Source organism: Comamonas sp. HJ-2 (assembly GCF_053615495.1).
The window spans coordinates 148,193-170,040 of sequence record NZ_JBSIFD010000010.1; the positions used below are offsets into that span (position 1 = coordinate 148,193).

At 64.0% G+C, this 21,848-nt stretch carries 20 protein-coding genes; 8 read left to right on the forward strand and 12 right to left on the reverse strand.

The genetic code is table 11. The features are described 5' to 3' along the window. Both ACWGXF_RS09800 and ACWGXF_RS09805 read left to right on the forward strand, forming a co-directional pair. Window positions 1-1,578: an efflux transporter outer membrane subunit gene (locus tag ACWGXF_RS09800; protein ID WP_256631041.1), complete on the forward strand. Its 1,578-nt coding sequence runs from the start codon at window positions 1-3 to the stop codon at window positions 1,576-1,578. A gap of 63 nt (window positions 1,579-1,641) precedes the next feature. Beyond that, a complete protein-coding gene (locus tag ACWGXF_RS09805) occupies window positions 1,642-1,965 on the forward strand; it encodes a hypothetical protein (RefSeq protein WP_003069206.1) in 324 nt (107 codons plus the stop codon). Between the two features lie 15 nt (window positions 1,966-1,980). Here the strand turns inward: ACWGXF_RS09805 and ACWGXF_RS09810 are convergent, their stop codons facing one another. Together ACWGXF_RS09810 and ACWGXF_RS09815 are read right to left on the reverse strand one after the other, a co-directional pair. Continuing rightward, window positions 1,981-2,499 (reverse strand): SRPBCC family protein, encoded by a 519-nt coding sequence (locus ACWGXF_RS09810; RefSeq protein WP_256631040.1) that lies wholly within the window; start codon window positions 2,497-2,499, stop codon window positions 1,981-1,983. 85 nt (window positions 2,500-2,584) lie between these two features. Beyond that, window positions 2,585-2,950 carry a hypothetical protein gene (locus ACWGXF_RS09815; RefSeq protein WP_256631039.1) on the reverse strand — a complete coding sequence of 122 codons (366 nt, stop codon included), beginning with the start codon at window positions 2,948-2,950 and terminating at the stop codon, window positions 2,585-2,587. A 117-nt stretch (window positions 2,951-3,067) separates the two neighbouring features. Here ACWGXF_RS09815 and ACWGXF_RS09820 point away from each other — a divergent pair, with 117 nt between their 5' ends. Next, complete coding sequence (locus tag ACWGXF_RS09820) at window positions 3,068-3,739, forward strand: ABC transporter ATP-binding protein (RefSeq protein WP_256631038.1); 672 nt, start codon at window positions 3,068-3,070, stop codon at window positions 3,737-3,739. Here ACWGXF_RS09820 and ACWGXF_RS09825 read toward each other — a convergent pair. From ACWGXF_RS09825 to ACWGXF_RS09840, 4 genes are read right to left on the reverse strand one after another with little or no spacing between them, the layout of a single operon-like run. Continuing rightward, window positions 3,726-4,541, reverse strand: coding sequence for a LytR/AlgR family response regulator transcription factor (locus tag ACWGXF_RS09825; RefSeq protein WP_452101868.1), 816 nt, complete (start codon window positions 4,539-4,541; stop codon window positions 3,726-3,728). The genes ACWGXF_RS09820 and ACWGXF_RS09825 overlap by 14 nt on opposite strands. Beyond that, window positions 4,538-5,599 (reverse strand): sensor histidine kinase, encoded by a 1,062-nt coding sequence (locus ACWGXF_RS09830; RefSeq protein ID WP_452101869.1) that lies wholly within the window; start codon window positions 5,597-5,599, stop codon window positions 4,538-4,540. The genes ACWGXF_RS09825 and ACWGXF_RS09830 overlap by 4 nt, the downstream gene beginning before the upstream one ends. Before the next feature lie 24 nt (window positions 5,600-5,623). After that, complete coding sequence (locus tag ACWGXF_RS09835) at window positions 5,624-5,908, reverse strand: 2TM domain-containing protein (protein ID WP_039049117.1); 285 nt, start codon at window positions 5,906-5,908, stop codon at window positions 5,624-5,626. A 36-nt stretch (window positions 5,909-5,944) separates the two neighbouring features. After that, window positions 5,945-6,349 carry a DUF2306 domain-containing protein gene (locus tag ACWGXF_RS09840; RefSeq protein WP_452101870.1) on the reverse strand — a complete coding sequence of 135 codons (405 nt, stop codon included), beginning with the start codon at window positions 6,347-6,349 and terminating at the stop codon, window positions 5,945-5,947. 283 nt (window positions 6,350-6,632) lie between these two features. On the opposite strand from ACWGXF_RS09840, the gene ACWGXF_RS09845 reads away from it, so the two are divergent. Together ACWGXF_RS09845 and ACWGXF_RS09850 are read left to right on the forward strand one after the other, a co-directional pair. Continuing rightward, window positions 6,633-8,822 (forward strand): TonB-dependent receptor, encoded by a 2,190-nt coding sequence (locus ACWGXF_RS09845; RefSeq protein WP_452101871.1) that lies wholly within the window; start codon window positions 6,633-6,635, stop codon window positions 8,820-8,822. Next, entirely contained in the window at window positions 8,822-10,087 is a 1,266-nt protein-coding gene (locus ACWGXF_RS09850) for a PepSY-associated TM helix domain-containing protein (protein WP_452101872.1), read from the forward strand. Before ACWGXF_RS09845 ends, ACWGXF_RS09850 begins: the two co-directional genes overlap by 1 nt. A gap of 63 nt (window positions 10,088-10,150) precedes the next feature. On the opposite strand, the gene ACWGXF_RS09855 is transcribed toward ACWGXF_RS09850, so the two are convergent. After that, complete coding sequence (locus ACWGXF_RS09855; RefSeq protein ID WP_003052901.1) at window positions 10,151-10,429, reverse strand: PsiF family protein; 279 nt, start codon at window positions 10,427-10,429, stop codon at window positions 10,151-10,153. A gap of 213 nt (window positions 10,430-10,642) precedes the next feature. Between ACWGXF_RS09855 and ACWGXF_RS09860 the strand changes: the two genes are divergently transcribed. Next, on the forward strand, window positions 10,643-11,467 hold the full coding sequence (locus ACWGXF_RS09860) for an undecaprenyl-diphosphate phosphatase (RefSeq protein WP_034409450.1): 825 nt from the start codon (window positions 10,643-10,645) through the stop codon (window positions 11,465-11,467). Window positions 11,468-11,602: 135 nt separating this feature from the next. Here ACWGXF_RS09860 and ACWGXF_RS09865 read toward each other — a convergent pair whose 3' ends face one another. Beyond that, window positions 11,603-12,478, reverse strand: coding sequence for an alpha/beta fold hydrolase (locus ACWGXF_RS09865; protein ID WP_452101873.1), 876 nt, complete (start codon window positions 12,476-12,478; stop codon window positions 11,603-11,605). Window positions 12,479-12,535: 57 nt separating this feature from the next. Next, window positions 12,536-13,519, reverse strand: a complete 984-nt coding sequence (locus ACWGXF_RS09870; protein ID WP_039049121.1) for a proteasome-type protease — start codon at window positions 13,517-13,519, stop codon at window positions 12,536-12,538. Window positions 13,520-13,792: 273 nt separating this feature from the next. Here ACWGXF_RS09870 and ACWGXF_RS09875 point away from each other — a divergent pair, with 273 nt between their 5' ends. After that, the gene (locus tag ACWGXF_RS09875; RefSeq protein WP_452101874.1) at window positions 13,793-15,718 is read left to right on the forward strand and encodes a methyl-accepting chemotaxis protein; all 1,926 of its coding nucleotides are present in this window, start codon (window positions 13,793-13,795) and stop codon (window positions 15,716-15,718) included. A 62-nt stretch (window positions 15,719-15,780) separates the two neighbouring features. Here the strand turns inward: ACWGXF_RS09875 and mutS are convergent, their stop codons facing one another. From mutS to ACWGXF_RS09890, 3 genes are all read right to left on the reverse strand, one after another. Further along, window positions 15,781-18,399, reverse strand: coding sequence for a DNA mismatch repair protein MutS (mutS, locus tag ACWGXF_RS09880; protein WP_452101875.1), 2,619 nt, complete (start codon window positions 18,397-18,399; stop codon window positions 15,781-15,783). Window positions 18,400-18,553: 154 nt separating this feature from the next. Then, window positions 18,554-19,627: a sterol desaturase family protein gene (locus ACWGXF_RS09885; protein WP_003069342.1), complete on the reverse strand. Its 1,074-nt coding sequence runs from the start codon at window positions 19,625-19,627 to the stop codon at window positions 18,554-18,556. Window positions 19,628-19,833: 206 nt separating this feature from the next. Continuing rightward, the gene (locus ACWGXF_RS09890; protein ID WP_003069344.1) at window positions 19,834-20,754 is read right to left on the reverse strand and encodes an inositol monophosphatase family protein; all 921 of its coding nucleotides are present in this window, start codon (window positions 20,752-20,754) and stop codon (window positions 19,834-19,836) included. A 257-nt stretch (window positions 20,755-21,011) separates the two neighbouring features. Here ACWGXF_RS09890 and ACWGXF_RS09895 point away from each other — a divergent pair, with 257 nt between their 5' ends. After that, window positions 21,012-21,812, forward strand: a complete 801-nt coding sequence (locus tag ACWGXF_RS09895; RefSeq protein WP_003069345.1) for an RNA methyltransferase — start codon at window positions 21,012-21,014, stop codon at window positions 21,810-21,812. Window positions 21,813-21,848: the final 36 nt, after the last annotated feature.

Here is a 21,848-nt window from a genome sequence, read left to right on the forward strand (position 1 = left end):
ATGTATATGTCAGCACATTTTTTGAATCAAATCGGCTTTAAATCCAATCAGGATAAGCGCAAGCAGCTCACTTTTATGAAGAATTCTCCCCGGTCGCTGCCCCGCTGGATGCCGCGTCTGCTGCCGCTTGCTGCGGCGCTGGCGCTGGCGGCCTGTTCCACCCAGCCTGCCTATCAGCCGCCCCGGCTGGATGTGCCGGCCCGCTTCAAGGAGGCCACGCCCGAGGCTGCGCAGTTCGGCATCTGGCAACCGGCGCAGAGCTCGGCGGCCAGCCCGGCCGCGGTAGTGCCCGACCAGTGGTGGACGGTGTATGGCGACAGCACGCTCGATCAGCTGCAGCAGGCGGCAGCCGCAGGCAATCCCGGCGTGGAGCAGGCCGTGGCCCGTCTGCGCTCGGCCCAGGCCGCCGTCGCTAGCAGCCGCGCAGCGCAATTGCCCACGCTCAGCACCACGGGCAGCGGCTCGCGTGCCTTGACCGGTGGCGGCACGTACAGCAATACCAACGGCGAGAACGTGGCGCGCAGCGGCAGCATCAACAACAACTTCTCGCTGGGCCTGAGTGCCAGCTGGGAGCTGGATCTCTGGGGCAAGCTCTCGGGCGCGGTGGATGCCAGCCGGGCTTCGGCCCAGGCCAGTGCCGACGATCTGGCTGCGGCCCGTCTGTCGGCCCAGGCATCGGTGGCCCAGACCTATTTCTCGCTGCGTGCCGCCGAGGCGCAGATGAAGTATCTGCAGGAGAGCCTGGAGGCCTACGAGCAAAGTCTGAAGCTCACGCAGAATCGCTACCAGGCGGGCGTGGTGTCTTCGGCCGATGTGGCACAGGCCCAGTCCCAGTACAAGAGCACCCAGGCCAGCCTGCTGGAAGCCCGCATCACGCGCGCCCAGTACGAGCATGCGCTGGCGGCCTTGCTGGGCAAGGCTCCGGCCAACTTCAGCCTGCCGGTCACCGGCCACCTGCCGACGCCGCCTGCCGTGCCCGAGATGCTGGCCTCCACCTTGCTGGAGAGGCGCCCCGACATTGCTGCTGCCGAGCGCCGCGTGGCCATGGCCAATGCGCAGATCGGCGTGGCGCGTGCGGCCTATTTCCCCTCGCTGACCCTGTCGGCATCGGCCGGCTATCGCAACTCCGTGCTCTCCGATCTGCTCAATGCTCCGAATCTGTTCTGGTCGCTGGGACCGGCGCTGGCCATGAGCCTGTTTGACGGCGGCGCGCGTTCGGCGGCCGTGGAGTCGGCCCGTGCCACGCTGGACCTGAATGCCGCCACCTACAAGCAGACCGTGCTGACGGCGCTGCAGGAGGTGGAGGACAATCTGGTCGCCGCCGTCAATCTGGCCCAGGAGGAGCAGGTGCAGACCGAGGCCTTGGCCGCAGCGCAGAAGTCGCTGACCGTGGCCAACAACCAGTACCAGGCCGGCATCGTGGCCTATCTGAACGTGCTCTCGGCCCAGACGACGGTGCTCGGCGCCCAGAACAGTCTCAACAGCGTCAGAAACCGCAGGCTGACGGCCGTGAACACCTTGCTCAAGAATGTGGCAGGGCGCTGGGAGCCGCTGGATGCGGGGCAGCGCAAAGAGTGAGCGCGCCGTGCAGGCTTGTGGTCTGGGTTACAACCGTGGCTCTGTTGTTGTGAAGATCAAACCATGAGCATTGCTGTTTTCTACCTGCGCAATTTCGAGCCCGAGGGCCAGACACCAGTCTGGCTGCCGCAATGCCGGGCCTTCTCCGATGCGCAGATGAGCGAGGCGCTGGCCCTGTGCCAGCAACTGCGCAAGGACGAGCGCCATGCCCATGTGGTGATTTCGTCGGAGTTGCGCGATATGGTCGGGCCTGTGGGCGTGTCTGCGGTCGAGGATGGCAAGACGCCCGATGGAGTGGACTATCAGTGGAGCAAGGCCGGGCGTGCCGGAGCCAGTCGCAGAAATGCGGCCGAGCCACCCAGGCAGCGCCAGGATATGGACCGCTAGGCCGGAAACGGCTGACTAGGCCACCTGTATCCTGGCCAGATAGCCGGCCAGCAACTGCATGCTGCCGCTCCAGCCCATGTTCATGCTGGCGTGCGAGCTGTCGAACACCGCTTCTTCCACGGCACTGGCGTTAAGGGCACGCCATTCCAGATGCAGGCGCGTGCCGCCGGATTCCTCGCTGAGCGTGGTGGTCGACAGGGTATAGAGCGGCCATTGCGGGGCCATCGGGTGGCGCGTGACGCCGCCTGCGGCATCGCTGAACTGCACCACGACGACGATGCGCTCGGGCGCTTTCAGCTCCCTGAAGCTCCATTTGCCCCACATGGCGGGCGCCTGGGGCATGGCCTCGGCGCGCATGCCGTAATGAAAGCTGCCGCCTTCGCGTGCATCCACTTCGCATTGCGTCATCACCATGCCCGGCGGGCGCATCCAGTGGCTCAGGTGCTCGCCTTGCGTGAAGGCCGCGTAGACCAGCTCGCGCGGTGCCTTGATGAATTGCTCGATGACAAACGGGGTAGAGAGTCGCTCGGTCATGGACATGCCTTTGCAGATCGCTTGGAGCCATCCATTGTGCACAGCGCGCACCTGACTTCAAGCGCCGTGGCTGCAGGCCCGGATCTCAGGCTTCGAGATCAAAGGCCTGGCGCAGTGCATCGCCGAACTGCGTGGAGCCCGAAAGGCAAAGGCTGACCGTGGTGCGGCCCGTGGCGGAGGCCTGCAGCTCCAGCATGCCTGCTGCCCTGTCGAAGCGGGCGCTCAGGGGCTGGCCGTCATCGTCCTGCGCCTGCAGGTCATAGTCCCAGTCATTGCCGTCTTCCAGGGCGCCCTGGCGGCCCGCAAACTTCTGGCTGGCCCAGCGCAGCAGGGCTTCGATTTCGTCGGCCAAAGCCGGCACGCGCTCGGCCTTGACGCTGGCCATGGCGTCCCAGGTGCCCGTGCCTTCTTCATCTTCGCTGTAATCGAATTCCAGATAATCCAGAGCCATGGCATATTGCGCGCTGTTGAGGGGGACGCCATTGTGCCTGTGCCTTGCTTTGCGCATGGCCGTGGGTTCTTTGGCCACAATCAGCCGTGGACATATATATACAAGGCGTTGTCAGCTATGAATTCTGAACTTGATGAAGGCTGCGAGTCGCTGTGCATGGTGCAGGCTCTGCAAGTGAGCTTCGGCTACCCGGGCCGAACCGTGGCCCATGAGGCCTCGCATTGCTGGCATGCCGGACTGTGCCTGCTGCAAGGCGACGAGGGCACGGGCAAGACCAGCTGGCTCAAGGCATTGGCCGGGCAACTGCCGCTGCGCATGGGCTTGCTGCACTATCCGTTCGCCGACAACGGCCGCCTGGCTGCAAGCTCCTGCTTCTGGCAGGACCCACGCCAGCCGCTCAACGATGTCTATAGCCAGATGCCGGCCGAGAGCTGGGTGGCTTTGCAGCGCACGCTGTATCCGCATTGGTCGCAGCAGCAGTTCGAGCAGCATGTGCAGGGCTTCGGGCTGGAGCCGCATTTGCACAAGCCGCTGCTGGCCCTGTCATCGGGCACGCAGCGCAAGCTGTGGATGGCCGCTGGCTGGGCCAGCGCCGCCGAGCTGGTACTGATCGACGAGCCGCTGGCGGCGCTGGACAAGCCGTCCGAGCGTTATGTGCAGCATGCGCTGGCTGCCATGGCAGCCGAGCTCAAGAATCCGGCGCGACCCCGCAGCGTCATCGTGGCGCATTGGGATGCCATGCAGGGTGTGGACTGGGAGGATGTGATGGCGCTGGCTACATCGCCTTGAAGCGTGTTGCGTAGAGACGGCTGACGGCCAGCTTTTCGGGACGCTCGCGCAGCAGCAGGCTCAGGCGCCCGGACTCGTCACGCTGGGCGCTGGCAATGGCTTGCGCCCGCACCACGGTGCCGCGATGGATTTGCCAGAACTCGCGCGCGTCGAGCTGCGGCAGCAAATCCTTGAGCGGGGTACGGATCAGATACTCCTGAGCGGCCGTCAGCACGCGCAGATATTTGTCGGTGGCTTCGAGGTAGATGATGTCCTGCACCCTCACCATATGGATCTGGTTGCCGATGCTGGCCTGAATGATCTGCAGCGCGGTGGGGACCTGCCCCAGCAGTTGCTGCTGCAGCCCAAGCAACTGTTCGAGCTGACGGTGATTGTGCATGGCAAGGTCCGTGCCCTGTACCGGCTGGCGCTGCTGCCACCACTGCTGCAGGCGCTGCACGGTCTGGCCAAGGCGCGCCGCCTGCACCGGCTTGAGCACATAGTCCATGGCGCAGGCCTCGAAGGCCGCCAGGGCGTACTGGTCGTAGGCGGTGACAAAGACAATCGCCGGCAGCGCCTGCTCTTCGGGCCAGGCATCGGCGATTTCGGCGGCGGCTTCCAGCCCCGTCTGGCCGGGCATGCGAATGTCCAGGAACAGCAGATCGGGCAGCAGGGTCAGCGCCTGCTGCACGGCGCTGATGCCGTCGGCCACCCTGGCCTCTATATGCAACTGGGGCCAGAGCTGGCCCAGCAACTGCTGCAATGCCATTGCCAGCAGCGGTTCGTCTTCGGCAATCAGGGCGCGCGGCGGGCTGGTGTTCATGGCTGTGACTTCAGGGGTAATACGATGCAGGCCCTGGTTCCGCCTGCGTTGTCTGCCGTCAGGTCGAAGCGGGCAGCGCTGCCGTAGCGGCTGGCCAGGCGTTCGCGAATCTGCTGCAGGCCAAACCCGGTGCCCGAAGGCGGCGGGTCAGGCAGCACGGGCAGGCCCAGGCCATTGTCATGCACGCTGAGCAGGAGATGGCTGTCATCCAGCATGCTTGCGTGAACGGCAATGTGGCCGCCGGCCAGCTGGGGCTCCAGTCCATGGCGAATGCTGTTCTCCACCAGTGGCTGCAGCAGCAGGGGTGGCACGGGCAGTTCGGCCAGATCGGCGGGCAGCGTCAAGGAGTAGGTGAGTCTGTCGCCCATGCGGATCTGCATCAGGGCCAGATAGTCGGCCAGCAAGGCAAATTCGCTGGCAAGACTGTGGGTGCCGTGGCGTGAACCGGCCAGCGTGGCACGCAGGTAGGCAATCAGATGGTCGAGCATCTGCTCGGCGCGTGGCGCATCGCTTGCAATCAGCACGCGCAGATTGGCCAGGGTATTGAACAGCATATGCGGCTCCAGCTGGGCCTGCAGCAGGCTGAGCCGGGCTTCGGCGGCCTGGCGCTGGGCCTGCTCTGCCTGCATTTGCAGATGGCGCGACTTGCCCACCACATAAAAGCCCCAGGACATGGCAATGCTGGTCGCCATGGTGATGGCAAGCGGCAGCCATAGCGAGGGCCGGGCTGTGGCCGACAGCTCGGGATGGAACTGCTGAACATAGAGACTACCGAGTGGATTGCCCAGAATCAGGCCTGCTGCAATTCCCAGCGGCACCACGGCCATGCCGCGCATGCCGCGCGGCCAGGGAATGTCGTCGGACTCGCGCCAGCGCAGCCTGAGCAGATCGATGCTCAGCCAGCTGATCAGGCCTATGGCCAGCGAATAGGCGAGATTGACATCCCACAGGCCCTGGCCGAGAGCGGTCAAGGCAGCAGCGATCAGCAGACAGGCAGCCACGGTGATGCCGGCGTGACGAAGCAGGGGAGCGGGCGCAAACATTGACATGACGGGCATGGTAGGTGATGGGCGGTCCGGCATCTAGCGCTTTTCGCTGCGCTTCAGCGTTTTCAGCTCGTGCTCCAGCAGTTGCTGAAAGAGCGGACTGCCGGGTGCCAGCAGCCAGACCACGGCGCCATGTATCAGCAGGCCGAGACCCCAGCCCAGAGCCGGGTAGACGGCCCAGTGCCGTCCCTGACTCAGAGCCAGGGCCATCAGGCCCAGATTCACCGCGGCATAGACCGCAGCATGGATATACCAGCCCAGCTTCATGCCGGCGCGGCGGCGTGCCTGCTGGTGCAGAGCGTCTTCAGAGATCGGGTTCATGTTTTTTCCTTGTAGAGCTTGGGATGAATGCGGGGATCAGGCCAGTCCTTGCCACAGCAGATTTCCGAGCAGGCGGCCGGGAAGCAGCGTGAACAGCCCGGCGACCACGCAGCTGCCGAAGTACAGCTTGCGCATGACGCTGCGGTGCTGGGCGATGCGTCGATGGGCCAGATGCCAGAAGGACAGTGCGAGGCCCCCCAGCGTCACGGGGATCAGCAGATGGATTGGCGTGAAGCCTGCCCAGTTGGGCAGCTTGAAGTCGCGTATGAACAACGCGGAGATGGCGGTGGCCAGCATGAGCAGCATAAAGCCACGGCCTGCAATTCTGTGCACCCAGGGCAGCGGGTCGGCCTGGCGCCTGGCCCAGAGTGCAATGGCTCCGGTCAAGGTGGCTGCGATGGCGCAACCCATGTGAAAGGCAATCAGAGGTGTGAGTGTCATGGCTGGCTCCTGGTGCTTGCACATGACTGTGCAAGCCCAGCCTGCTGGCGGCCAGCGCTTTGCGACGAAGTGAGCAGACAAGGGAGTCAGTTGCACCTCGGCAGGTGTGAGTGGTGTATTGGTTCTGCTTGTGCTTGTTTGTGCGCGCACACATATCACGCAGCAGCTTCAGGACTTGCGGCCTGCCCTGGATCCCGTTGAGATTTCAGGGTGTTAGGCATCGGCAAAGGAGATTGATTATTAAAATTAACGATTCTGAAAATCATTCTCAATAACATTAAAAATGTTCCTGCTCCGACCGATTTCCCTGGCTGCCCTCGCACTGTGCAGCCAGCAGAGTGTTTTTGCCCAGACTTCCAGCACTGAATCAGAAGCTGCCCTGCAGACCGTGACCGTGGAGGCCAGCGCCGATGCTTCGGCCCAGGGTCTGGCCAAGTCTTTTGCGGGTGGGCAGGTGGCGCGCGGCGCGCGTGTCGGCGTGCTGGGAAACCAGGACATGATGGAGACCCCGTTTTCCGCCACCAGCTATACCAGTGATCTGATTCAGGATCAGCAGGCCAAGAGCGTGGGCGATGTGCTGCTCAACGATGCCGGCGTGCGCTCGGCACGCGGCTTCGGCAACTTCCAGCAGGCCTACTTTGTGCGCGGCTTTGTGCTGTATTCCGACGATGTGGCCTATAACGGCCTGTACGGTCTGGTGCCGCGCCAGTACATGGCGTCGGAGTTCGTGGAGCGTGTGGAGGTGTTTCGCGGAGCGAATGCCTTTCTCAGCGGCTCGGGTGCCGGCAGCGTCAGCGGCGGCGGTCTGGGCGGCCTCATCAATGTGGTGCCCAAGCGCGCCGGCAACGAGCCGCTCAATCGTGTCACCCTGGGTGGCGCCAGCGGCGGCCAGGCCTACGCGGCTGCCGATGTGGCCCGTCGTTTCGGCCCCGATGATGCAGCGGGCGTGCGCCTGAATCTTGCGCGGCGCAGCGGCGGCACCGGCGTGAGCAGCGAGAAGGTTCACACCACGGTCGGTTCGCTGGGCCTGGACTGGCGCAGCAGCCGTGCACGCCTGTCGGCCGATCTGGGCTGGCAGGAGCACAAGCTGACGGCGCCGCGTCCCTCGCTGACACCTTCGGGCAATCTGCCCATTCCGGCTGCTCCTGACAGCAAGACCAACTACGCCCAGCCCTGGACCTACTCCAACAGCCGCGACCTGTTCGGCACCGTGCGCGGGGAGTACGACTTCAACGAGCAATGGACCGGCTGGGCCGCTGTGGGCATGCGCCGGGGCAGCGAGGACAACGCGCTGTCGGGCCTGACGCTGTCCAGCGCGGCTGGCGATGCCACGGTCAACCGCTTCGACAACACGCGCAAGAACCGCGTCAAGACCGGCGAGCTGGGCCTGCGCGGCAAGTTCGAGACCGGCCCGGTCAAGCATTCGGTGGTGGCTTCGCTGTCGGCCTTTGATTCCAGCGAGCGCAATGCCTGGGGCTACAACTACGCAACCGGCCAGAGCAACAACATCTACAACCCGGTGGCCCTGCCTGCGCCCGGCTATACCGGCCTGGGCGGCATCCTGGGCAGCCCGCGCGAGACCGAGCGCGTCAAGACCAGCAGCCTGGCGCTGGCCGATACCCTGGGCTTCATGGACGAGCGCCTGCTGCTCACGGTGGGCATGCGCTACCAGAGCATCAAGGTCGACGGCTTCGATGCCACGACGGGCGCAAGCTCGGGCAGCTACGACAAGAGCCGCGTGACGCCGGTGGCTGGCCTGGTGTTCAAGCTGACTCCCGAGGTGTCGGCTTATGCCAACTACATCGAAGGTCTGGCCAAGGGCGGCAGCGCGCCTATGAGCAACGGTGGCCAGGTCGTCAGCAATGCCGGCCAGGTATTCGCTCCCTATGTCTCCCGCCAGAAGGAGGCGGGCCTCAAATACGACGGCGGCAATATCGGTGCCAGCGCCTCCTTCTTCACCACCAGCATGCCCAGCGCCTATGTGGAGAACAATGTATACGGCGTGTTCGGCAAGCAGCGCAACCGCGGTCTGGAGTTCAATGTCTTCGGCGAGCCCGTCAAGGGCCTGCGCGTACTCGGCGGCCTGACTCTGCTGGACGCCAAATACCTGAGCACGGCGAGTGGCGCCAATGACGGCAAGCGCGTGGTGGGCGTGCCCCGCAGCCAGGCCAATATCGGCGCTGACTGGGATGTGCCGGGCGTGCGCGGCCTGGCATTGAATGCACGGCTGATGTATACCGGCGCACAGTACGCCAATGCCGGCAATACCCAGCGCGTGCCGGCCTGGACCCGCTTCGACCTGGGCGCCCGCTATCTGATGGACGTCGGCGGCAAGCTGCTGACCCTGAATGCACGCGTGGACAACGTGGCCAACCGCAACTACTGGGCCTCGGTCGGCGGCTATGCCACCAACGGCTATCTGGTCCAGGGCGCGCCGCGTACCTTCTCGCTGACCGCCAGCGTGGACTTCTGATGCGCGCTCTGTGGACCGTGGTTCATCGCTGGGTCGGCCTGTTTCTCGCGGCCTTCCTGGTCATGACCGGTCTCACGGGAGCCGTGCTCTCGTGGGATCATGAAATCGACGACTGGCTCAACGCCGACATGCTGCACACGCCGGGACGCGGCCCGCTGCAGACGCCGCTGCAACTGGCTCAGGCCGTGCAGGCAGCCGATGCGCGCGTCGAGATCTCCTATATGAGCCTGGGCCTGCGCGAGGGCGAGGCGGCTTCCTTTCTGGTGCGCCCGCTGGTGGACCAGGCAACGGGCAAGCCCCATGTGCTGGGCTACAACACGGTGTTCGTGGACCCGGTGACGGGTGCCATCACCGGCCACCGCGACTCCAAGAGCCTGGCCCTGAGCTGGCGCAATCTCATGCCCTGGCTGCGCCATCTGCATGAAAGCCTGCTCAGTCCCACGTTTGCGGGCAGCAACCGCTGGGGCTATTGGTTCATGGGCGGTCTCGCGCTGCTGTGGCTGGCCGACAGCTTCTGGGCACTGGTGCTGACCCTGCCGGTGAAGAAGAAGGCGGCTGCGGCCGGGGCGCAGGATGTCCCCGCCAAGGCTGGCGGCAAATCCTGGTGGGCGCGCTGGATGCCGTCCTGGCGCATACGCTGGGGCGCCGGTGCCTACAAGCTCAACTTCGATCTGCACCGCGCGGGTGCGCTGTGGATCTGGGGCGTGATAGTCATCGTGGCCTTTACCTCGTTCTCGATCAATCTCTACCGCGAGGTGTTCTACCCTGTGATGAGCAAGGTATCGACCACCACGCCCGGCCCCTACGAGACGCTCAAGCCGGCACCTCTGGGCAGCTTTATCGAGCCTGAGATCGGCTTTGCCACAGCCATCGAGATCGCGCGCAAGGAGGCGGTGCAGCTGGGCATCAAGACCGAGGCCGGCGGCATCTGGTATGGCGGGGATTTCCCGTTCTACAACGTGTCCTTCTTCGATCCCGATGACGAAACCGGGGCCATGGGCATGGGGCTGTCCAATGTCTATGTGAGCTCGGAAAGCGGTGAGGTGCTGGGCAGCTATCGTCCCTGGCACGGCACGGGCGCCGATGTCTTCGTGCAGTTGCAGCTGCCGCTGCACAGCGGTCGCATCCTGGGCACCTTCGGACGTGTGCTGATATCGTTGGTCGGCGTGATGGTGGCCATGCTGTCCATCACCGGGGTCATCATCTGGTGGAGAAAACGCCGCGCCCGGCGAACCGCCCTGGCAACTGTCGGCGCTTCAGCCTGAAACCACAAAGCCACCTTGCGGTGGCTTTGTGCATTGCGCGCTGCGCGGAAGCGGCAAAGCCGCTCAGTCCTTCTTCAGGCACTCGCTCATGAAGGCCTTGCGCTCGTCGCCCTTTTTGCCGGCGGCATCGGCATTGCAGCTCTTCATGCGTTCCTGCTGACGCTTTTTGCCGTCGGACAGGCAGGACTTCATGAACTCCTTGCGTTCATCGCCCTTCTTGCCCGTGGCTTCGGTGTTGCAGGTGCCCATGAGCTGCTGCTGGGCGGTTTTGGGTTTGTCGCCGGCAGCCATGCTCATGCTGCAGGCCAGGGAGACAACAGCCAGGACCACAAATTTTTTCATGATGGTGTGATTTTTGAAAAAACGCCGACAACCGGCGCGCAGCTATTGCAGCACAAGCGCGTGACTTTGCCCAGAAGCGCCGACCGTGTCTTGTAAAAGTTTGCGATTGTCTGTCGATTGGTGGCCGGAAAAGGTCATGTGAGCGCGAGCGGGAAAATGGCGAGCGGATAATGGGCGGCTTTGCTTCAACCCTGCATCCAAAGGACGATTCGCGTGGATACTTTATTGCTGGTCAAGGCCGCCATCATGGGCATTGTGGAAGGGCTGACCGAGTTCTTGCCGATTTCCTCCACCGGCCACCTGATCCTGGCGGGTTCGCTGATGGGTTTTGTCGGCGGCAAGGCCAAGGTGTTTGAGATTGCGATCCAGACCGGGGCCATCTTTGCCGTGATGCTGGTGTACTGGCAGAAGATCCGGGACACGCTGGTGGAGCTGCCTAGCAGCCGCCAGGCGCAGAAGTTCGCGCTCAACGTCATCATCGGCTTTTTGCCTGCTGTAGTGCTGGCGTTGCTGTTCGGCAAATATGTGCAGGAGCATCTGTTCACGCCAGTCATCGTGGCGACCACCTTCATCCTCGGCGGCTTCGTGATTTTGTGGGCCGAGAAGCGGCCCGCCGCCGCCACCCGCGTGCAGTCGGTGGACGATATGACGGCTCTCGATGCGCTCAAGGTCGGCCTGGTGCAGTGCTTTGCCCTGGTGCCCGGCACCAGCCGCAGCGGCTCCACCATCATCGGCGGCATGCTCATGGGCCTGTCGCGCAAGGCCGCCACGGACTTCTCGTTCTTCCTGGCCATGCCCACGCTGATCGGCGCGGGCGTCTACAGCCTCTACAAGGAGCGCGCGCTGTTGTCCATGGCGGATGTGCCGCTGTTTGCCGTGGGCCTGATCTTCTCGTTCATCAGTGCCTGGCTGTGCGTGCGCTGGCTGCTGCGCTTTATCTCCACCAACAGCTTTGTGCCGTTTGCCTGGTACCGCATCGTTTTCGGCATCATCGTGCTGGTGACGGCCTATACCGGCATCGTGGACTGGCACCATTGAGCGTTTGGTGCTGCCCACAAAAAAGCCGCTTGCGTGATAGCAAGCGGCTTTTTTAATAGCTTGCAGCGCTTGTTCTGATTGAATTTCAGATGGTTTTGATGCTGAAATCATTATCTGAAAACCGCTAGAAGCTACTTATTTGTGAGTACTGCCAGCGGATTTCTGCAGAATGGTCTGCTCCATATTGAGCAGCGAAGCCTCGATGGCGGCAGCCGTGGCTTCGGGCCGCTCCATGGGAAACAGATGGCCGCCGTCCAGCATGGTGATGCGCCCGCGCGTGATGCGCTGCGTCATCTCCATGCCCACCTGGCGCATCTCCACCGATGAACGACCGCCGATGAAGGCCACGGGGCAGCGCACGGGGTGACGCCTGAGCTGGTTGTTGAGATTGCTGGGCAGGGTGTTGTAGATGGCGGTCTCCACCTCGCGCCTGAACAGCAGGCTGCGCTTGCCCTGGTCGTCCTCCAGGCCGTGCTGCACATAGTCCTGCAGCACCTGCGGGTGCCACTGGGCAAAGGCCTTCTTGCCGCGGAAATACTCCAGCGCCTCCTCGTTGCAGGCCCAGGTGGTGCGCCGGCGCTGGCTGATCTTGCCGGGGGAGACCGAGGCCACGATCTGCGTCTGCTTGGCCAGGCCCACGGCGTTCGCCTTCCAGCCGCCCAGCAGGGGCGAGTCGATCAGCAGCACGCCGCGCGCCAGATCGGGGCGTTTGGAGGCGGCCTGAAAACTCAGAATGCCGCCCAGCGAGTGGCCCACGAGATAGACCGGCTGGCCGTGCCGCTCGACCTGCTGCTCTATGTATTCGATCAGCTCGTCCACCAGATGCGGCCAGTGGTTGGTGACCGGGCGCTTGGGATCATGGCCGAAGCGCTGCACGCCGCCGGCCTCGATGCCGCGCTGGCACAGCAGAGAAAACAACAGGCGATAGGTTCCGATGGGAAAGCTGTTGGCGTGCGCGAAGACCACGGGCAGGGTGTTGGGCTTGCCGGTTGTTGCAGTGGGCTGGGACATGAGAGGCGGGCTGGATATGAAAAACGCCCCCAAAGGGGCGTCGGAGCGTCGATCAGTTTAGCGCCTTGAAAGGCCTGCCTGTCTTTGCATGCGCGCCTGCTCCTCTGCCGTCTGCAGGCGCTGGTATTCATCGGCCATGCTCAGGCCCGCCTGAGCCGGCACCACGGGCTGGCGCAGCGCGGCGGGTGGGCAGTTGCCCGCACCCAGGCCATGGGCCGAGCGCGAGGCGGTCGGTGCTCCGACCTTGACCAGCGGGTGCGCACGCGGGCTGTGAATGCGAATCGGCGTGTCGGTCTGGCCGCCGTCCCAGGCCGGATCGTCGATGCTGTCGAAGACATGGCGCAGGCGCTCGCCCCAGCTGTCGTGCAGCATACGCAGATAGGGATTGTCGGCGTCCAGGCAGACAATGCGGTCCGTGGCGAAGCGGTTGTTCTCGTAGACGATCAGATCCAGCGGCAGGCCCACCGAGAGGTTGGACTTGAGCGTGCTGTCCATGGACACCAGAGCGCACTTGGCGGCCTCGTCCAGCGGGGTCTCGGAGGTGATGACGCGGTCCAGCACGGGCTTGCCGTACTTGGATTCGCCGATCTGGAAGTAGGGCGTCTCGCCCGTGGCCTCGATGAAGTTGCCCGCCGAATAGACCTGGAACAGGCGCATGCGCTCGCCCTGGATCTGGCCGCCGAAAATCATGGAGACATTGAAGTCCACCCCGGCGCGCTGCAGGGCCGTGGCCTCGCGCTCATGCACATGGCGCACGGCCGCGCCCAGCACGCGCGCGGCATCGAACATGCTGCGCACATTCCAGATGGTCAGCATCTCGTCCGTGGTCGTGTCGTGCAGCTGAAAGCTCTCCAGCAGCTCGCGCACCGACTGGGTGATGGACAGATTGCCGGCCGATTGCAGCACCATGAAGCGCTCGCCCGGTTGCTCGTACAGCATGACCTTGCGGAAGGTGCTGATCTGGTCGAGTCCTGCATTGGTGCGGGAGTCGGACAGAAACACCAGGCCGGCGTTGAGCTTGAGGGCGACGCAGTATGTCATGGGTGATAGAGACAATAATGAAAAACGTATGAATGTCAGGCGCAGCAAGCGCTGAGTGCTTCTAAATGTATAGCTTCAAACACAGGCTGCTACGCGATTCTAGAAGGGTTTTAATAATGCCGGTTATGGCTCTGTAACTGCTGCCGGTATCGCGCCCATGCCAGGGTGTGAGAACGGGCTGAGGAAGTCCCTGAGATGCAGCGCCTGTATGCGTGAGAAGATGCCGCCCCTTGATAGAACACTTGCTTACAGCTGGTTAGAAGAGGGCCTCCCATGCACGCATTTCGCAACCTGTCGATACGGACCAAGCTCATGTCCAGCATGGTGAGCTGCCTGCTGCTGTTCGTGGCGATTTCCACGACGCTGGGCTTTGTGCTGACCGGGGCCAGCCTGCGCGAGCGTGTGGTGGGTCAGGAGCTGCCGGCCGTGGTGGGGGAGATCCGCAACGACATACTGCGCCAGATCGGTACGCCGCTGGCCATGGCCAGGTCGGTGGCCGGCAACAGCTTTGTGCTGGACTGGGAAGCCGCGGGCGAGCCCGAGGATGGCAATGCGGCCTGGGCAAGGTATGCCCAGGCCGTCAAGCAGCAGGCCGGGGCCTCATCGGTGTTCTGGGTCTCGGGCAGCACGGGCCAGTATTTCGGCGAGCAGGGGCCGATGCGCAAGCTGGCGCCCAAGGGCCAGGGTGACCAATGGTTCTATGAGCTGCTGGCCGGGGACAAGTCGCAGGTGCTGGAGATCGACAAGGACGTGAGCTCCAACGCCTATATGCTGTTCATCAATGTCCGTTTCGATGCCGGCCAGGGCAGGCAGGGCATTGCGGGCCTGGGCCTGTCGGTGGATGAGCTGGCGCAGGCCGTGCGCGCCTACCAGGTGGGCGAGTCCGGCTCGGTCTCCCTGGTGCGCGGCAACGGCAGCATTCTCGTGCACCGAGACCCGGCGCTGGTGGATGGCAAGCACTGGCTCAAGGACCGGCCCGGTTTCAGCGCCGAGCTCAGCGCTGCGCTGTTGAACCGCGAGCGCTTTGCCCATGCCATGTACGAGGCGCCCTCGGGCCGCCAACTGATTGCCTCCTCCTACGTGCCCGAGCTGGACCTGTACGTGATTGCCGAGCTGCCCGAGGCCCAGGTGCTGGGCGGCGTGCGGCGAACCATTGCGCTGACCTCGGCCGTGGCCGGCCTGGTGGGCGGCGGCATCGGCCTGCTGGTCATCTGGCTGGTGAGCCGGGCGATTGCGGCACCCGTGGGGCGCGCGGCGCGCATGCTGGAGGAGATTGCCGACGGCCATGGCGATCTGAGCCGTCGCATGCCGGTGGAGAGCAATGACGAGGTGGGGGCGCTGGCCTCGGCCTTCAACCGCTTTGTCTCGTCGCTGGAGCGCATGGTGGGGGCCGTACGCCAGGCAGCCGATTCGATTTCCGTGGCCAGCTCCGAGGTGGCCCAGGGCAACCAGGACCTGAGCCAGCGTACCGAACAGGCGGCCAGTGCCTTGCAGCAGACGGCGGCATCGCTGTCGGTGCTGACGGACAGCGTGCAGGCCAATACCGAGGCCACGCGCAGCGCGGGCGAGCTGGCGCAGTCGGCGCGCGGCGTGGCCGAGCGTGGTGGAACGGCCTTCCAGCAGGTGGTGGTGACCATGGAGGGCATCAACCACTCGTCGCGCAAGATTGCCGACATCATCGGCGTGATCGACTCCATCGCCTTCCAGACCAATATCCTGGCGCTGAACGCAGCCGTGGAGGCCGCGCGTGCCGGCGAGCAGGGCCGTGGCTTTTCCGTGGTGGCGGCCGAGGTGCGCAGCCTGGCCCAGCGCTCGGCCGAAGCTGCAAAGGAAGTGCGCCAGCTCATCACTGACTCCGTGACCCAGGTGGGCAGCGGATCGCAGCAGGTGGTGCATGCGGGGGCCACCATGCAGGAGTTGCTAGACGCCGTGGCCAGGGTGACGCGAATCATCGAGGAGATCAGCGATGCTTCGCAGACCCAGGGGCGCGGCATCGCCGAGATCAACCAGTCCGTGGCCGGGCTGGACGATGCCACGCAGCAGAACTCCGCCCTGGTCGAGCAGTCGGCTGCTGCCGCGACCAGCCTGCGTGAGCAGGCCGCACGTCTGATGGGCGAGGTGTCTGCCTTCAAGCTGGGCGAAGTACCGCAGCGCAGCCCGTCCGCGCAGGAGCGGCAGCCGCAACTGCTGGAGGCCTGAATGCAAGCCGGGCCCGAAGAGATCAGGCCCGGGCTTGAGTCCGCAAGGCTTGGAGCGTGTTCTTAGGCGGTGCCGGCGCTCAGTTTCTTGAGCTGGTAGAGCACTTCCAGCGCTTCGCGCGGGCTCAGCGCATCGGGGTTGACGTCGGCCATGGCCTGATCCAGCGGGCTGGGCGCGGCGCTTGCGTCCACCAGCTCCGGCGCATCGAACAGATTGACCTGCAGTTCGTTCTCGCCGGCCTGGGATTCGAGTGCCTCCAGCGCATGGCGCGCATGGTTGAGAACGCCTGCGGGCATGCCGGCCAGCTTGGCGACCTGGATACCGTAGCTGCGACTGGCGGGGCCGGCCTGAATCTCGTGCAGAAACACGATGTCGCTGCCCGACTCCGCTGCGCTGACATGCACGTTGACGGCGGCCTTGGCCTTGGCGGGCAGCTCGGTCAGCTCGAAGTAGTGCGTGGCAAACAGCGTGAAGGCCTTGGTCTTGTCGTGCAGCTGGCTGGCAATGCCGCTGGCCAGGGCCAGTCCGTCGAAGGTGCTGGTGCCGCGGCCGATCTCGTCCATCAGCACCAGGGAGTGGGGCGTGGCCGAATGCAGAATCTGCGCGGCCTCGGTCATCTCCATCATGAAGGTGGACTGGGCATTGGCCAGATCGTCGGCGGCGCCGATACGCGTGTGGATGGCATCGATGGGCCCCAGACGGCAAGCGCCGGCGGGCACATAGCTGCCCATGCTGGCCAGCAGCACGATCAAGGCCACCTGGCGCATATAGGTCGATTTGCCGCCCATGTTCGGGCCGGTGATGATCTGCATGCGCGTGTTGAGATTCATGCGCGTGTGGTTGGCAATGAAGCTGCCGCTGGAGGTCTCTGCCATGCGTGCTTCCACCACGGGGTGGCGGCCAGCCTCGATCTCTATGCAGGGCTGGCTGACGAACTGCGGCTCGGCCCAGTTCAGCGTCAGCGAGCGCTCGGCCAGCGTGCACAGAACGTCCAGTGCGGCAATCGCCTGGGCCACGCGCGTGAGCTGGGGCACATGGGGCTGAAGCTGGTCGAGCAGCTGCTCGAACAGGAACTTCTCGCGCTGCAGCGCTCGCTCCTGGGCCGACAAGGCCTTGTCCTCGAAAGCCTTGAGCTCGGGCGTGATGTAACGCTCGGCGTTCTTGAGCGTCTGGCGGCGGCGAAAACGCTCGGGTACCGCATCCTTGTAGCTGTTGGTGACCTCGATATAGAAGCCATGCACCTTGTTGAACTGCACGCGCAGGTTGGGAATGCCGGTGAGCAGCTTTTCCTTGGCCTCCAGCTCCAGCAGAAACTCGTCGCAGTTGTTCTGGATGGCGCGCAGCTCGTCGAGTTCGGCGTCAAAGCCCGTGGCGATCACGCCGCCGTCACGCACCAGCGCTGCGGGCTCTTCATGAATAGCGCGCGCCAGCAGCTCGGCACAGCCTTCGGGCGGAATCAGGTCGCTGAAGATCTGCGTCAGATAGGCCGACGGCGCCTGTCCGGACTGCGCCAGCAGCTTCGCTTTTTCCAGTGTTTTGGACAGGCCCACCAGCTCGCGCGGGCGCACCTGGCGCAGGGCGATGCGGGCGGTAATGCGCTCCACATCGCTCACGCCCTTGAGCTCGGCGCGCAGGGCTTGCCAGGGGGCCATGCCTGCCCCGGTGCCGCGCAGCACGCCAATTGCTTCCAGGCGCTGCATGGCTGCCTTGCGATTGCGTTCGGGCTCCAGCAGCCAGGTCTTGAGCAGGCGGCTGCCCATGCCGGTCATGCAGCTGTCCAGCAGTGAAAACAGCGTGGGCGCATCTTCGCCGCGCAGCGTCTTGACCAGCTCCAGATTGCGGCGCGTGGCCAGCGGCAGGGCAATCAGCTCGTCGTCACGCTGTACCTGGATGGCGTGGATATGGGTGAGATTGCGGCCCTGGGTATGTTCGGCATAGGACAGCAGGGCGGCACCGGCACCATGGGCCAGTGGCAGACCTTCGGCCTCCCAGGCCTTGAGGTTGGCCGCGCCCAGCAGCTCCAGCAGCTTGCGCTCGCCGAGGCCCGAGTCAAACTGCCAGTCAGGGCGGGGCGACAGAGGGCTGCTGATGGCGCCGCTGTGCTTGACGGCAAACAGGGCTTGCTCGAAGCGCTCGGTAACTCCGGCGCTGTAGATCACTTCGCTGGGCGCGATGCGGGACAGCCAGGCGCCCAGTTCATCGGCCGCGCATTCGGCCATGTGAATGCGGCCCTGGGTCATGGCCATCCAGGCCAGTCCCACGCGCTGGCGGCCGGCGGTGTGCAGGGCCAGCAGAATGGCTTCGCTCTTGTCGGAAAGCAGCTCGCTGTCCGTCAGTGTGCCGGGCGTGACCACGCGCACGACCTTGCGCTCCACCGGACCCTTGCCCACGCCGATTTCGCCGACCTGCTCGCAGATCGCCACCGACTCGCCCATCTTGATCAGGCGGCCCAGATAGTTTTCCAGGGCGTGGAACGGCACGCCGGCCATGGGAATGGGCTGGCCTGCGGTCTGGCCGCGCGTGGTCAGCGTGATGTCCAGCAGGCGCGTGACTTTTTCGGCATCGCCAAAGAACAGCTCGTAAAAGTCTCCCATGCGGTAGAAAACCAGCGTGTCGGGGTGGTCGGCTTTGAGCTTGAAGTACTGCTGCATCATCGGCGTATGCGCCGAGAGGTCAGTCATGTCTGGGGAGTAGGGCAGCGACGGGGATTCTGTGCTTGTCTGGGTCATCGCTTCAGCGGTATGCAAAACAGGGGGCGCCGCGCCGGTGCTGGGCGGGCGCCGAATGCTGCATTATCCGTGATGCCCAATAGCAGGGGGCATGGCTGTTTTTTGGCTATTTGGCAGAGGCCGTCTGCACGCCTTGCTCGGATTGAGAGCCAGAGCCTTGATCGTCGTCATGAATGGGGCGGTAGCCCGGGCCGAAGGACACATCGCCCAGCCTCCAGCCCGCGCGGCAACTGAAGGCTCCCCAGAAGCGCTTCAAGGTGTACCACTGCATGGCGATCAGGCCGCGCTCGTTGTCGGCATCGACCTCGGGGTCGCTCACGCCCGTGGGGCGTAGTTCCTCGTCGTGATAGAGGGCGGTGCCGAACAACTGATCCCACCAGGGCAGAACCTGGCCGAAGTTGCAGTTGTGGCGCTCGGGGCGCTCGGCATCGCGCAGCATATGGTGGTTGCGATGAAAGCGTGGGCCGACCAGCAGGCGTTCGCCCATTTGGCCCAGCCAGCCCAGACGCAGCGCTACATTGGCATGGGAGAAGTTCTGCACCAGCTCGCTGAGCAAGCCCAGCATGGCGAACTCGGAGGGCTCCACGCCCATGGCCAGACCTACGCTGGCCAGCACAAAGCTTTGCAGCATGCCGTCCAGATAGTTGCTGCGGTCGTTGCTCCAGCAGCTCATCTGACGCTGGCTGTGGTGCATGCTGTGCATGGCCCACCACCAGGGAATGACGTGCTGGGCGCGGTGCATCCAGTAATACGTGAAGTCGTAGACCACGTAGTACACGGCAAACAATATATAGGGGTGGCCTTCAAACCAGGGCAGCCAGGCCTTGAGGCCGCTGGCCTCCTCGGTGGCAGGCCCGCCGCCCAGCATATGGGCGACCGGCATGAGGATCAAAAAGCTGAACAGCGGAAACAGGCCCAGCAGCATGAGCAGGGTGTAGTTGCGGTCCACCGTGGTGTGGCGGCGGTCGGCCCAGCGTTCGGCGGGAAGCAGACTCTCCAGCGGCCGCATCACACAGCCGATCAGAAACAGCTGCAGCAGCGCGATCAGGATGCCGGCGGCTATCTCGCGCGGATCGCCTGCTGCCTCTGCAATATGGAGTGCGTTGACCACGGGAGTCACCGCATGCACGGAAACCCAGTCAATGGCCAGCGCCCAGTGCTGGCTGAAGAAGTCCATCATATTGTTCTGCCCATTTGTCGTCGGGCAGATTCTGGACCGGGAGTTTGTGGATTCTGTGGAGAGACGTACACCTGCAACGCTTGTCCACTGCTTGTGGACTCGGCCTCCAAGGAGTGTTTATTGCCTGGGGGCGGCCTGGCGGCATAAAAAAAGGGCCCGGTCCACCGGACCAGGCCCTTTCCGCAGTCGTGGGGCGACCGCCTTTTTTATTCTGCGTTCTTCTGGCCTTCTTCGGCCACTGCCTCTGCACCTTCTTCGGCGGGGGCTTCGAATTCGCCAGTCTTGACAGCCTGACGCACGGCCGCTTTTTCGCCAGCGGTGGCGAACTTGCTGAACTTGCCCAGCACGGGAATCAGCGAACCATAGATGCGTGGGTTGGCGGCCAGGATTTCGCGTTGTTCCAGGAAGTCGGCTTCACCCGTGAAGTTGCCCACCAGACCACCGGCTTCGCTGACCAGCAGAGAACCGGCAGCCACGTCCCAGATGGACAGGCCGGACTCAAAGAAGCCGTCGGCAAAGCCGGCAGCCACATAGGCCAGGTCCAGGGCGGCGGAGCCGGGGCGACGCACGCCGGCGGTGCGCTGCATGACTTCGCCCAGCATCAGCATGTATTGCTTGAAGTTGTCGCCACGGCGGAAGGGGAAGCCCGTGGAGATCAGGCAATCACGCAGCTGGGTGCGCTTGGAGACGCGGATGCGGCGCTCGTTCAGATAGGCTCCGCGACCCTTGGTTGCCGTGAACAGGTCGTTGCGGCTGGGGTCATAGATCACGGCGTGCTCGATCTTGCCCTTGTAGGCAAGGGCGATGCTCACGCAGTACACGGGGAAGCCGTGGATGAAGTTGGTGGTGCCGTCCAGGGGATCGATGATCCAGACATGGTCGGAGTTCTTGGCACCATGCTCGCTGCCCGATTCTTCGGCCAGGATGGAATGCTGGGGGTAGGCGTTGAGCAGCGTCTCAATGATGATGCGCTCGGCCGCCTGGTCTACCTCGGTCACAAAGTCGTTCACCTGCTTTTGCGCAACGCGCACCGATTCCACATCCAGTGCGGCACGGTTGATGAGGGCGCCAGCGGCGCGAGCAGCCTTGATGGCCACGTTGAGCATGGGGTGCAGGGAGTTCGACATAAATTGTGAGTGCGTTGGCGATGCAGCCCGGAGCAAAACTGGGCTGAACTACGCGGGTAAGAACGTAAAAGCCGCGACCGGCGATGCGGGGCGGCGACAATGGGTGCAATTCTACCCAGGCTGCGCTTTTTTTGCTTGTTCGTCCCGGCGACCCGAGGGTCTTCTCTGCGGCGCTTGCGGATGCCAGAGAGAGCTGGCCGCGTAGTCTGCTGTCATATCAAGGCCACAAGTGGGGCCTTTTGCATTGTTCTGCGTTGATGAAAACCCGATTCGTACTGATTGAAACCAGCCATGCCGGCAATGTGGGCGCGGCAGCCCGAGCGCTCAAGACCATGGGCTTCGACGACCTGGTGCTGGTGCGCCCACGCTACAAGAACGTGCTGCGCAAGGAAGAAACCATTCAGCGTGCCAGCGGCGCACTGGATGTGCTGGACAAGGCCCGCGTGGTCGACACCCTGGAGGAAGCCCTGGACGGCATCAGCCATATGTGCGCGACGGCGATGACGCCACGCGACTTCGGCCCGCCTACACGCACTCCGCGCGAGCATTTCGAGTTGCTCCTGAAAGGAGAGCTCGATACGCGCTCTGTGTCTGAAGTGGACGCAGGTCTGACCGATAACCTGCCCACATCCGGTGCGGCCTGCAACCAGAAGGGCGTGGCCTTTCTGTTCGGTTGCGAGCGCTTTGGCATGAGCAACGACGATGTCTACCGCTGCGATGTGGCGCTGTCGATTCCGTCCAATCCGCAGTTCGGCTCGCTCAATCTGGGCTCGGCCATTCAGGTCGTTGCCTATGACTGGCGCGTGGCACTGGGTGGTTTTCCCGTGGTGGAGCACACGCCCGAGGCGCATCGCGCCGACATGGCCCAGGTGCAGGGCATGCTGGGCCACTGGGAACAGGCCCTGGCCCATATCGGCTTTCTGGACCCGGCAGCGCCCAAGAAGCTCATGCCCAGGCTTAACCAGCTTTTCAACCGCGCGCAGCTGACCCAGGAAGAAATCCATATTCTTCGCGGTGTTGCCAAAGCCATGCTGCAGAGCCAGCCACCAACCCGCTAGACTTCACAAGCTAAACATTCCTCACGTTGTTATTTG